At 54.8% G+C, this 12,680-nt stretch carries 11 protein-coding genes; 2 read left to right on the forward strand and 9 right to left on the reverse strand.

The window, feature by feature from the left end:
* Positions 1 to 43: 43 nt before the first annotated feature.
* Together yajL and panE are read right to left on the reverse strand one after the other, a co-directional pair.
* Positions 44 to 634 carry a protein deglycase YajL gene (gene yajL, locus INF86_RS04335; RefSeq protein WP_023305575.1) on the reverse strand — a complete coding sequence of 197 codons (591 nt, stop codon included), beginning with the start codon at positions 632 to 634 and terminating at the stop codon, positions 44 to 46.
* Positions 597 to 1,508: a 2-dehydropantoate 2-reductase gene (gene panE, locus INF86_RS04340; RefSeq protein ID WP_022647232.1), complete on the reverse strand. Its 912-nt coding sequence runs from the start codon at positions 1,506 to 1,508 to the stop codon at positions 597 to 599. Before panE ends, yajL begins: the two co-directional genes overlap by 38 nt.
* A gap of 125 nt (positions 1,509 to 1,633) precedes the next feature.
* Between panE and INF86_RS04345 the strand changes: the two genes are divergently transcribed.
* On the forward strand, positions 1,634 to 2,125 hold the full coding sequence (locus INF86_RS04345) for a YajQ family cyclic di-GMP-binding protein (RefSeq protein WP_022647233.1): 492 nt from the start codon (positions 1,634 to 1,636) through the stop codon (positions 2,123 to 2,125).
* A 32-nt stretch (positions 2,126 to 2,157) separates the two neighbouring features.
* On the opposite strand, the gene INF86_RS04350 is transcribed toward INF86_RS04345, so the two are convergent.
* The 7 genes from INF86_RS04350 to INF86_RS04380 all read right to left on the reverse strand — a co-directional run bounded on the left by INF86_RS04350 (position 2,158) and on the right by INF86_RS04380 (position 10,449).
* Positions 2,158 to 3,519 carry an MFS transporter gene (locus INF86_RS04350; protein ID WP_032624756.1) on the reverse strand — a complete coding sequence of 454 codons (1,362 nt, stop codon included), beginning with the start codon at positions 3,517 to 3,519 and terminating at the stop codon, positions 2,158 to 2,160.
* A gap of 114 nt (positions 3,520 to 3,633) precedes the next feature.
* A complete protein-coding gene (gene fucA / locus INF86_RS04355) occupies positions 3,634 to 4,281 on the reverse strand; it encodes an L-fuculose-phosphate aldolase (protein ID WP_017383181.1) in 648 nt (215 codons plus the stop codon).
* Positions 4,282 to 4,309: 28 nt separating this feature from the next.
* Positions 4,310 to 5,305 carry a LacI family DNA-binding transcriptional regulator gene (locus INF86_RS04360; RefSeq protein ID WP_023299444.1) on the reverse strand — a complete coding sequence of 332 codons (996 nt, stop codon included), beginning with the start codon at positions 5,303 to 5,305 and terminating at the stop codon, positions 4,310 to 4,312.
* A 60-nt stretch (positions 5,306 to 5,365) separates the two neighbouring features.
* On the reverse strand, positions 5,366 to 6,955 hold the full coding sequence (locus INF86_RS04365) for an FGGY-family carbohydrate kinase (RefSeq protein ID WP_045622320.1): 1,590 nt from the start codon (positions 6,953 to 6,955) through the stop codon (positions 5,366 to 5,368).
* Positions 6,956 to 6,966: 11 nt separating this feature from the next.
* Positions 6,967 to 7,917 carry an ABC transporter substrate-binding protein gene (locus INF86_RS04370; protein WP_000858088.1) on the reverse strand — a complete coding sequence of 317 codons (951 nt, stop codon included), beginning with the start codon at positions 7,915 to 7,917 and terminating at the stop codon, positions 6,967 to 6,969.
* A gap of 46 nt (positions 7,918 to 7,963) precedes the next feature.
* Positions 7,964 to 8,947 (reverse strand): ABC transporter permease, encoded by a 984-nt coding sequence (locus INF86_RS04375; protein WP_022647237.1) that lies wholly within the window; start codon positions 8,945 to 8,947, stop codon positions 7,964 to 7,966.
* A 2-nt stretch (positions 8,948 to 8,949) separates the two neighbouring features.
* Positions 8,950 to 10,449, reverse strand: a complete 1,500-nt coding sequence (locus tag INF86_RS04380; RefSeq protein WP_022647238.1) for a sugar ABC transporter ATP-binding protein — start codon at positions 10,447 to 10,449, stop codon at positions 8,950 to 8,952.
* Positions 10,450 to 10,856: 407 nt separating this feature from the next.
* Here INF86_RS04380 and fucI point away from each other — a divergent pair, with 407 nt between their 5' ends.
* Complete coding sequence (gene fucI / locus INF86_RS04385) at positions 10,857 to 12,635, forward strand: L-fucose isomerase (protein ID WP_069596293.1); 1,779 nt, start codon at positions 10,857 to 10,859, stop codon at positions 12,633 to 12,635.
* Positions 12,636 to 12,680: the final 45 nt, after the last annotated feature.

Here is a 12,680-nt window from a genome sequence, read left to right on the forward strand (position 1 = left end):
ACACTTGTAGGCCGGGTAAGGCGTAGCCGCCACCCGGCTTTTTTTACTCGTAGTAGTTATAAATCCCTGCCGCCATCACCAGCGATGACGCCACTTCGTACGCTTTTTCGCGCCCGACCAGCAGGTCAATAATCTTCAGGCCAAAATCAATGGCGGTACCCGGCCCCTGGCTGGTGAGCAGGTTAACGCGCGGATCCCAGACCACGCGTTTATCCACCCACTGGTCTTCCGGAATCGTATCCTTCAGGCCTGGGAAGCCGGTCATATTGCCGATGGGGAAAATGTTGTGCGGAACCAGTACCGTACCTGCGGCCGCACAGATTGCCGCGACGATACGCCCGGAAAGATGAAACTGACGAACGGTTTCAACCAGCAGCGGGCTGTCGCGGAAACACTCCGCGCCCTTCAGACCGCCCGGCAGCACGATAATGTCGTAATCACCGTCCGCCACCTGTACAAGCGGTGCATCTGCCAGGATCTTGACCCCACGCGAGCAGGTAATCGCCAGACTTCCGTCGCTGGCGACGCTGGCGGTGGTAACCTTAATACCACCACGTACCATCAAATCAATGGTGGTGACCGCTTCTGTCTCTTCGCTACCAGGGGCGAGGCATACCAGTGCCGATGCGCTCATACTCACTCTCCTTTCGTTTAACTAACTCAAACAGACGGCTGTTTTCCGCAACGGTAATGCCGTGTGCCCGGGCGCGTTTTAACAGATAACCGGTAATGTAATCAATTTCGGTATGCCGCATAGCCCGGATATCCTGCAGCATTGAGGAGATATTTTCTGCCGTACTCTCAATGACCTGGTCGACATAATAACGTAAATCGGTTTCTGAGGTGTGGTAGCCTTCGCGTTCAATGACGGCGGCAACTTCCCGGCAAATCAGCGCTAACCGATCGGGATGCTGGCGCAGATCACCGTTAGGGCAATCCAGCAGGGCAGTCAGCGGATTGATCGCGCAGTTGACCGCCAGTTTGCGCCACAGTTCTGCGCGAATGTTATTGTGCCAGGCGACGTCAGGCAGCGTGCTTTGCAGGGTATCCGCAAGATAGCTGTAATCGCCGGGCTGTTCACGCGCCGGGCCGATATGGGTGATGCCACTGGCAACATGAATAATGACGTTACCGTCGCGGCGTGCCGCGTGGGTGGTTGTTCCCATCAGCAGCGGTTGCCGGACAGACTTTAGCTCTTCAATGGTACCCATACCGTTGTGAATCAGCAGGACTGGCGTGCTTTCAGGTAATTGGGCGGCCAGGCTTTTCACCGCATCGGAGACCTGCCAGGCCTTCAGCGTGACCAGCAGCAGATCGCTGCTCGCGAGAAATTCCGGATCGTTTGCCGTCAAAGACTCGTTAAAAATTGAACCGTCTGTACCCATCACATTCACACTGCAATAGGGTTGGGGAATTCGCAGCCAGCCCTGAACGTCGTGTCCCTGTTTGCATAGCGCGCTGAGCCAGAGTTGACCAAGGGCGCCGCATCCAAGCACTGTTACTTTCATTGTTCCTCCTCACCTGCAACTGCGCCAGGTGCTAAGACGCTAAGTATAGCGCCATCAGCTAAGCTTCTCGTTATGCCTCGTTGCAGGTATTATGCAACGCAACAAAAATGAAGGGAGAAGAAAAGATGCCATCTTTCGATATTGTTTCTGAAGTTGATCTGCAGGAAGCGCGTAACGGCGTAGATAATGCTATTCGTGAAGTGGAGTCACGTTTCGATTTTCGTGGCGTTGAGGCGACCATTGAACTGAACGACGCGAACAAGACAATCAAAGTCCTGAGTGAGTCTGATTTCCAGGTCAACCAACTGCTGGATATCCTGCGCGCCAAGCTGCTCAAGCGCGGCATTGAAGGGACCTCACTTGATGTACCGGAAGATTTTGTTCACAGCGGAAAAACCTGGTTTGTGGAAGCGAAGCTGAAGCAGGGGATTGAAAGCGCGGTACAGAAAAAAATCGTTAAGCTTATCAAAGACAGTAAGCTGAAAGTGCAGGCGCAGATCCAGGGGGAAGAGATCCGCGTGACCGGAAAATCCCGTGATGACCTGCAATCCGTGATGGCGCTGGTGCGTGGCGGCGATCTCGGTCAGCCATTCCAGTTTAAAAACTTCCGCGATTAAGACAATTATGCCCGGCTAAACCGGGCATTTTTTCACGCCTTCAGCGCCTGCTCTACCTCAAAGCGGTTAGTCACTTTGCTGTCAATTTTGACATACGCACTGCGCTCTTCCGGGACAATCAGCACTTCGCTCACGCCCTCTGTCGCTTCCAGACGCTGTTGTAACGCGTCACCGATTGCCACGTCATCGGGAATTTCTACCCGCAGGCTACTCACATAGCGCGGCTCTTTCATGGTGCTGGCAACAAACAGCCAGAGCATCGCCAGCAGCGCACCGGCGAGGAACACGGTCTGAGAATCAAAAAGACCGTCCACCCAGCCGCCGAGGGACCCGCCGATCGCCACGCCGAGAAACTGGCTGGTGGAGTAAATGCCCATCGCGGTGCCTTTGTATCCTGCCGGAGACTCTTTGCTGATAAGCGACGGCAGCAGGGCTTCCATCAGATTAAACGCCAGGAAGAACAGCTGTACGCCTGCGATCAGCTCCCAGAAATGTGGGCCAGCGCCCCACAGCACAATCTCGGCAATCAACAGTAACGCCACGCAGCCCACGAAGACGCGTTTCATTTTGCGCTTCACTTCGGCGTAAATAATGAAGGGCACAACGGAGACAAACGAGATCAGCATTGTGACCAGATAAATTTTCCAGTGCTCTGCCGCCGGGAAACCTGCTGCGGCAAGTTGACCGGGCAGGGCGACAAAGGTGGACATCAGCAGAATGTGCAGGCACATAATGCCGAAGTTCAGCTTAAGCAGGCGCGGCTCTACGATGACTTTGCTGAAGCAGCCTTTGACCATCCCGGATTCACGGTTCAGGACATGGTTTTTACTGTCCGGCACAACCCACAGCGTGAGTGCGATCCCGATGGTTGCCAGCACGGCTATCATCCAGAACAGGGCGTGCAGGCCGAGTGAATGGGTAATAATCGGCCCCAGCACCATGGCAATGGCAAACGTAACGCCGAAGCTGACGCCAATAAACGCCATGGCTTTGGTGCGGTTTTGCTCGCGGGTTAAATCTGACAGCAGCGCCATCACGGCGGCGGCAATCGCCCCGGAACCTTGCAGGGCGCGGCCAAGAATAATTCCCCAGATGGAGTGGGAGAGGGCGGCGATGATGCTGCCAAGTACAAACACCAGCAGCCCGCCGACAATCAGCGGTTTGCGACCCACGCGGTCGGAGAGCAGGCCAAAGGGGATCTGGAATATCGCCTGCGCCAGGCCGTAGATACCGATCGCCAGACCAATCAGCGCTTCGCTGGCACCCTGTAACGCCATGCCATATGTGGTCAGAACGGGCAGGACCATAAACATGCCAAGCATCCGCAGCGAGAAAACAGTCCCTAAACCCCAGGTCGCACGCAGTTCACCTGGCGTCATTTTATAATCGTTCATTACCACCTCTACCAAAAAGCAGGCCATAGTTTAGGCGGGGTGATAAGTGCGGTAAATAGGTGTTTGTTTAAGAGATATTACGAGGGTGTGATAAAAGCACCCCCGGATAAAAAATTACGCCTCGACGCGCAACCCGTAGCTTTTAAATTTCTCAAGAACAATGGCAATTTCATCGTCACTGAGTACCGGAACGGGATCCACGATCGCCAGCGTGGCCAGGTAGAGTTTTGCCAGCACCTCTACCTCCTGCGCCAGCCACAGTGCCTTCTCAAGATTTTCTTCGCAGGTGATCAGACCGTGGTGCTGTAATAGCGTCGCTTTGCGATCGCGTAACGCGACCGCGACATGCTCTGACAGCGCGCGCGTCCCGAAGGTCGCGTAAGGCGCGCAGGGAATGGAGTTTCCCCCGGCGGCGGCAATCATATAGTGAATAGCAGGAATGGGGCGGTTGAGTATCGAGACGGCGGTACAGTTAACCGCATGGTTATGGACGACGGCGTTAGCATCCGGGCGGGTCTGATACACAACCTGATGAAAACGCCATTCGCTGGAGGGCAGTTTATCCTCTTCGTGTCGCCCCTGTGCATCGACATAGACGATACTCTCTTCGGTCAGATGCTCGTAGGGAATTCCGGTCGGCGTAATCAGCATACCGTCGCGATAGCGAACGCTGATATTCCCGGCGGTGCCCTGATTTAATCCCATGCGGGTCATCTCAAGGCAGGTGTCGATAATGTCTCTGGCTAATCGGGCTCGTTCCATTTTTTATTCTCCGGGTACAGTTTTATTTTTACTGGCGGGAACGTTTGACCAGCTTCATATCGACTTTCGCCGTCTCGTTGACCGCTTCGCCGTCGATGGCTCGCTGCATCAGTTCAAACGCTTTTTCCGCCCAGGTATCTTCATCCTGCTGCATGGACCAGACGCTGTTAGGCAGGAACCCCAGCATGGGGTGCTCATCGAAGGTGCCAATATTGATGTGTTGAGGCACGGTACCGGTACGCGTCCGCAGGGCTTCGATTGCCCCTTCCAGGACGGGTAACGATGAGGCGATAAACGCCTGCGGAACACCCTGGCTGTCGATAAGCGAATCCATCAGGGCATATCCCCCCTCCGGCGTATTGTCCGGCCCTTCGATGACCCACTCGCGATGGTGTATACCGGCTGTTTTCAGGGCCTGCAAATAGCCGTTCAGACGGTCCGTAATGCTGGGCAGTGCGGTATCGCCCACAAGGAACCAGAGCGGCGTTTTGCACTCTTCCAGCATATTGCGGGCCAGTTCATCCCCCCCAGCCTCGTTATGACTCTCTACCAGCGCGTTGTCAGTAAAGCCAAAATCCCGGTCGAGGAGCACCAGTGGCTTTTGGATCTGCCGCAAATGATGCTGCTGATTTTCCAGCGTTGAGGGAACGATAAATAAGCCGTCCACGTTGCGCGCCATCAGAGCTTTTACCAGCTTGTTTTCGTAATCCACATCGTTGTAAGTACAGCTGATCATCAGTTGGTAACCCGAACGGCGACAGCGCAGTTCGAGTTTCTCGGCGAGCGTTGCAAAGAACACGTTTGAGATGTTGGGCACGATGAGCCCCAGCGTCTCGGTTTTGTTTAACTTCAGACTGCGCGCCGAATGGTTGAGGGTATAGCCGAAGCGCTCGACGTGTTCATTAATTCGGGACTGTGTTTTCACACTGATCCGATACTGTTCGGCTTTCCCGCTCAGTACCAGCCGCACGGTGGTGACGGATAAATTCAGATCCTTCGCTATCTGTTCAACTGTTTTGGCCATCGCTACGCCTCAATCCTTAACGTACGTAAAAACTGCTGATAAAGCATACGCATCCTGCCATTACATTTCCTGCTGCATCAGGAGATTAAGCGCCTGTTGCTGGGTCCACAGCATCAGGTACGCCTCATATTTTTGCCGGTGGAAGGCCGCGGTTTCCGGCCGACAGGTGATGATATCGCCGGCTTTGACCATTTCCCGGGTGGCGTCGGTAAGCGTTGCCCATGCACCGCTCGCCACAGCGCCGCAAATGGCCGCGCCGAGAGTGACCGCATCTTCTTCGGCTAAAAGGTGAATATCGCAGCCTGTGGCATCGGCATACTCCCGCAGCCAGAGCCGGTTATGAGTAGCCCCACCACAAATGACAATGCGCGACAAGGTGTGCCCATGATGTTTCAGAGTATCCATAATGTGTCGTGTGCCGTAGGCAATGGCCTGTAGCGTGGCCAGATAGAGCCTCGCCAGCGCGCGCTCACCGGTCTCTAATGTCAGACCGACAACGCTGCCCCGGGCATCAGGACGCGAACGCGGCGAGCGGTTGCCGTGGTGATCGGCCAGAATGTGCAGGTTGCGGGTGGGATATTTTTCTTCCTGTTCAAGCGCGGCTACCCAGTCGTTGAGTAATGCCACCGGATGGCATTGCGCCGCTTCTGCTTTTGCAAACAGCTCTGCGCTGACTCCGTGCTCGCGCAACGTCCAGTCGACCAGCGCCCCGGCAGCACTTTGCCCGCCTTCCGTCAGCCAGTAGCCCGGCAGCATGGCGCTCCAGTAAGGTCCCCAGACGCCGGGCGTATGGATCTCCGTCTGACTGGCAAGCATATGGCAGTTCGAGGTTCCGCTGATGAGCGCCAGCGTGCCTTCCGGGTGTGAGCCCGTCAGCGCCACGCCACCCGCGTGGGCATCGATCATGCCGCTTGCCACAATCACCTCTTCGGGCAACCCCAGAGCTTGCGCTGCCTGTGGGCTGAGTTTCCCGACGCATTCAGCGACGTCCAGAATAGTATCGGGAATTTTTGTCAGTAAGGTCTCCAGCCCCACCTCCCTGAGCAGCGATTCGCTGAACTGCGCCTCATGCGCAAGGTAGTTCCATTTGCAGGTGAGGGTGCACAGGCTGGCGGCGTCCTGGCCCGTCGCTTTCCAGACCAGAAAATCGGCAAGGTCGAAAAAGCGCCAGGCCTGATTCCATGTTTCAGGATGATGCCGCTGCAACCACAGCAGTTTTGGCAGTTCCATTTCAATACTCACCTCGCCGCCCACGTAGCACAAGGCCGGATCGCGTGTGGCATTGATGTGAACGGTTTCTTCGTGAGCACGATGATCCATCCACATAATGATGTCCTGCGATGCCGGACTGTCCGGGGAGACGCTCAGGCCGTTACCGTCAGCATCCAGCGCGACCAGCGAGCACGTGGCGTCGAAGCCAATCGAACGAATGGCGTCAGGTGAAATCCCAGAGGAGTCGACGGCTTCCCGCACCACCGCACAAACCTGCTGCCAGATTTCCACAGAGGATTGTTCCACGCGCGCATTGCTGGCGTGAAACTGCGAAATCGGACGGGTCGCGAAGCTCAAACGCTCGCCTTGCGCAGAGTAAAGCCCTGCACGAACGCTGGCTGAACCTACATCTACCCCGAGGAAATAGCCGTCACTCATCATGAACTTCCTTATTTTTTACCAAACGGATGCAGCAGTTTATCAATTTCAGGCGTGTTGATATTCTGCGCATTGACATATTTCACTGGAATATCAATTTCTTTGGCCACCGTCTGTCCGGAAATCACCGCGTTCAGCGCTTTTATGCCCTGATAACCAATCTGATAGGCGTCCTGCACCACGAAGCCCTGAATCACACCGTTTTTAAGGAAGTTAATGATGGCTTCGGTGCTGTCAAAACCGATGACTTTTACTTTGCCCTTCAGATTCTGGCTGTCGATAGCGTTCGCAACGCCCAGGGTTGAGCCTTCGTTGGTGGCATAAATACCGGCGATATCCGGGTTGGCCTGAACCATATCAATGGTTTTATCCATCGCTTTTTGCGGGTCGCCATCGCTGTATTGCACCGGCAGTACCTGAATATTCGGGTACTTCTCTTTCATCCGCTCGCTGAACCCTTCAGAGCGCTCAATGGCGGACGTCGTCCCGGCTACGTGGGCGATAATACCCACTTTCCCCTTCTGGCCTACCTGCTCCGCCAGCGCATCCGCAGCCTGTGCGCCCGCCTTACGGTTATTGGTGGCGACAAAGCTGGCCGGGATATCCGAGTTCACGCCCGAGTCGAAGGTCACCACTTTGATCCCCCGGCTGTTGGCGGTTTCGACCAGCGGGGCAAGGGCGTTTGCATCAAGTGCGGCCAGCAACAGGCCGTTTGGCTTTTGTGCCATGGTGTTTTCGACTAACTGGATCTGTTCGGCGATTTGCGTTTCATCGGCAGGGCCAACGTAGCTGGTTTTGTCACCCAACTCTTTTGCGGCAGCTTCCGTTCCCATTTTGACCGTCTGCCAGAATTCGTGCTGGTAACCTTTACTGACCACCGGCAGGTTTAAATCTTTTGCCAGCGCGCTGCTGGACAGGATGGCAACGAGCGACAGGGCGCTCAGGATATGGCTGGTTTTCATTATTTTGCTCCGTTGTAGGGTTGGCAGGGCTTGTTGTATCGAGAACCTAACGCATTCTTTTACGTAACGTGTCCAGGTAGACGGCGGCAACGACGACCACGCCCATCGCCACCATCTGCCAGAACTGGGACACGCCCATGAGATTGAGGCCGTTTTTCAGCACGCTCATAATGAACGCGCCTATGATGGTGCCGCCAATCGTGCCCACGCCGCCCATCAGACTGGTACCGCCGATCACTACCGCCGCAATGGCTTCCAGCTCATAACCCACGCCCACGGTTGGCTGGCCTGAGTTGAGACGAGAGGCGAGGATCACCCCGGCCACGCCGGTTAACAGGCCGCAGAAGGCGTAAACGAAAATTTTCACTCGCTGGACTTTGATCCCGGAAAGGTGTGCCGCCGTTTCATTGCTGCCGACAGCGTAGATATAGCGGCCCATCACCGTTTTCTTCAGGATCCACATGGCGATCAGTGCCACGATGACCAGGTAGAACACCGGATAAGGCAGAACGTCGAACAGGCGACCCTGTGCTAGCAGCTTGAACTGCGGGTAGTCAGAAAAATAAATCGCGCGGCCATCGGTCATCACCATATTGATGCCGCGTACCGACATCATTAAGCCGAGGGTGGCAATAAACGGTGGTATGGTCATTTTGGTGACCAGAAACGCGTTCACATAGCCGCAAAGTCCGCCTGCGAGCACGCCTGCCAGAATACAGACCGGCAACGGCATACCAAACCCGGCGGCGATGCCCACCGCAACCCCTGAGAACGCCACCACCGATCCAAGCGACAGGTCGATCCCGGCGGTAATAATCACAAAGGTCACGCCAATGGCCATGATGCCAATCACCGCCGTTTGCAGGGCGATAGTCATGATATTTTCAGTATTAAAGAAGAACGGAGAGCTGAAGCTGAAAAACAGAACCAGCAATACCAGGCTAAAAAGAGGCGCCAGACGCATCAGGAGCGCTTTATTTATTTTCATCGTATGACTTCCGCTTTGCGGCGATGGAACGGTAACGGACATGATTAATCCTCCAGCGTGGCGTATTGCATGATTTTTTCCTGGGTGGCGTGCTCAGCCGCTATTTCGCCGGCAATGCGGCCGCTGCGCATCACGAGTATGCGGTCGCACATTCCTAATACTTCCGGCAGTTCGGATGAAATCATGATGATCGATTTACCTTTAGCGACAAGGCGATTCATTAATTCGTAGATTTCCAGCTTGGCGCCAACGTCAATTCCCCGGGTTGGCTCATCAAAAATTAAAATATCGGTGTCTTTGCAGACCCAGCGGGCAATAATAATCTTCTGTTGATTACCGCCGCTTAAATTCAGTGCCGCCTGTTCCAGATGTGGCGTTTTTATTCGCAGCGTATCTACCAGTTTCTGGCTGGACTCCCGGCAGCGTTTTTCATCAACATTACCCGCGGCGCCAGCGTAGTCCGGGTAATTGCCGAGCATAATGTTCATCTCAACAGAAAGGCCGAGGGCGAGTCCCTCTTTTTTGCGGTCTTCTGTTAAATAGCTGATGCCTTTCTCAATGGCGTCAGCCACGTCTTTAATACGTGTGGGGGTGCCGTTCAGCGTCAGGGTGCCAGCGTCGATCGCATCGGCGCCAAACAGGGCCCGGCCCAGTTCAGTTCGGCCTGCGCCCATTAAGCCAGCGAGACCGAGGATCTCACCGCGCCAGAGGGTAAAGTTGATGTCATGAAGTACACCATTACGCGTCAGGCCGTTCACCTCCAGCACTTTTTCTCTGCGCTGATGCGGCGGGCGTTTTGGGTAGATGTTATCGAGATTGCGGCCAACCATCATGGCGATAAGCTCGCCGATCTGAACCGTTTCATAATCTACGGTGGCGATGTATTGTCCGTCGCGCATGACGGTCGCGCGATCGGCGATCAGCGCCAGCTCTTCCAGACGGTGCGAGATGTAGACAATCCCCGTGCCCTGAGCCTTGAGCATCCGCGTGACGTCAAACAAACTCTCGATTTCACTTTCGGTCAGCGCGGCGGTGGGTTCATCCATGATTAGCACTTTGGCATTGACCGAAATCGCTTTGGCAATTTCCACCATCTGCTGCTGGGCTACGGTTAATTCACTGACGCGGGCGTCCGGGGCGATTTTTAAATTCAGCGTGTGCAGTATTTTCTCAACCGCCTGTCGCTGGGCGCGTTTATCTAACTGCCAGCGACTATTTTTGCAGAATTCACGGCCAATAAAGATATTCTCTTCCACGGTTAAATCGGGGAAGAGATTAAATTCCTGATGGATAATCGTAATACCTGCATGCTGAGCACTTAGCGGATCGCTGAATGATACGGATTGCCCTTCAAAGCGAATTTCACCGGCATCAGGTTGGTAAACACCGGATAAAATTTTCATCAGCGTCGATTTGCCGGCACCGTTTTCACCTAAGAGGGCATGAACTTCGCCGCAGCGTAAATCGAAATCAACCTGATTCAGCGCCAGCACGCCGGGAAAGCGTTTGGTAATGCGCGTCATCTGAATAAGAGTCTCTGACATTGCAAAATTCCTGTGTTGGAAAGGCAATGAATCACAAGCCACAGTGATTTAGTTAATAAGCTAACTCGACTTAGCTTCCGTCCTTAAAAGCTATTTTAGGGTTATAATTTAGCCAAATCATTTGTATTCAAATTGTGACGTCGTGCAAAGGTATTTTGTTATTTAACTGAATTCAAACGATATGTTTAGATTTTGCTGAATCGTAATACCTGACGCTGATCGAATTTTGACCTCTCATCGTGAAACTGCTCACAGATCCTGCACATTTATCTTGTCTCATTTTTAGTGATAACCCTAAGCTAATTCGAGTTAGCAAATTTCACCGCTTTCCGTTCACGGTGCTGCCCGGGCGCTTTTTCACGGCTATGCCCCTGAGACGGATAGGTTAACCAACGTGAGGAAGGGCTATGAAAACGATAAAAGCGTTACCCCGGATTGGCATTCGACCTGTTATTGATGGCCGCCGAATGGGCGTACGCGAGTCTCTGGAAGAGCAGACCATGAACATGGCGAAAGCCACGGCGGCGCTACTCAGTGAAAAATTACGCCACCCCTGCGGTACGCCCGTAGAGTGCGTAATTGCCGACAGCTGCATTGCCGGAATGGCGGAATCCGCCGCTTGCGAAGAGAAGTTCAGCACGTGCCACGTTGGTCTGACGATCACCGTCACCCCCTGCTGGTGTTACGGGAGTGAAACCATTGATATGGATCCGCTGCGCCCGAAAGCGATCTGGGGCTTTAATGGCACCGAGCGTCCGGGGGCGGTATACCTCGCAGCGGCGCTGGCAGCGCATAACCAGAAAGGGATCCCGGCGTTTTCCATTTACGGCCACGATGTACAGGATGCGGGCGACGAGACCATCCCGGCAGACGTTGAGGAAAAATTGTTGCGCTTCGCCCGGGCGGGCCTGGCGGTCGCCAGCATGAAGGGGAAAAGTTATCTGTCGGTGGGCGGGGTCTCAATGGGGATCGCGGGCTCGATTGTCGATCACAACTTCTTTGAATCCTGGCTGGGGATGAAGGTGCAGGCGGTGGATATGACCGAACTGCGTCGCCGCATCGATCATAAGATTTACGACGAGCAAGAACTTGAGCTGGCCCTGGACTGGGCGCAAGCACATTTCCGTTTCGGCGAGGATAAAAACGCGGAGCAGTATCGTCGCAATGAACAGGAGAATGCCGCGATCCTGCGGGAGAGTCTGCTGATGGCGATGTGCATCCGCGACATGATGCAGGGTAACCCAAAACTCGCTGCGATGGGCCGCGTGGAGGAATCTCTGGGCTATAACGCCATCGCGTCCGGGTTCCAGGGACAGCGCCACTGGACGGATCAGTATCCAAATGGCGATACCGCAGAGGCGCTGCTGAACAGCTCCTTTGACTGGAACGGTATTCGCCAGCCGTTGGTGGTGGCGACGGAAAATGACAGCCTGAACGGGGTAGCAATGCTGTTTGGACATCTGATGACCGGTACAGCGCAAATCTTTGCCGACGTGCGCACCTACTGGTCGCCAGAGTCGGTTGAGCGTGTTACCGGCCAGAAACTCACTGGACGGGCTGAGCAGGGCATTATTCATCTGATCAACTCCGGCTCGGCGGCACTGGACGGTACAGCGGAGCAGAAAGATGCCGAGGGGAAACCGACCCTGAAACCACACTGGGACATTACTGAGCAGGAAGCCAACGCGTGCCTGGCCGCAACCCACTGGTGTCCGGCGGTGCATGAATACTTTCGCGGGGGCGGTTTCTCATCAAACTTCCTCACCCGAGGTGGCGTGCCATTTACCATGACCCGCGTAAACCTCATCAAGGGGGTGGGCCCGGTATTACAGATAGCGGAAGGCTGGAGTGTTGAGCTGCCGGAACAAGTACATGACATTCTGAATAAGCGCACCGATTCAACCTGGCCCACCACCTGGTTTGCCCCACGTCTGACCGGTAAAGGCCCGTTCAGCGACGTCTATTCAGTGATGGCGAACTGGGGCGCTAACCACGGAGTATTAACCGTCGGGCACGTCGGTGCTGATTTCATCACCCTGGCGTCCATGCTGCGCATTCCCGTGTGCATGCATAACGTACCGGAGGCGCTGATTTATCGGCCGACGGCCTGGGGCGCTCACGGTATGGATCCGGAAGGGCAGGATTACCGCGCCTGTGAAAATTACGGACCGTTATACAAACAATAAGCCGGTTTGCCAGCCTGCTCCGGCGGACTGGCAGCCTGTGGGGAC

The sequence above is a fragment of the Enterobacter cloacae complex sp. I1M genome (assembly GCF_014982425.1).
Classification (GTDB): Bacteria; Pseudomonadota; Gammaproteobacteria; order Enterobacterales; family Enterobacteriaceae; genus Enterobacter; species Enterobacter intestinihominis.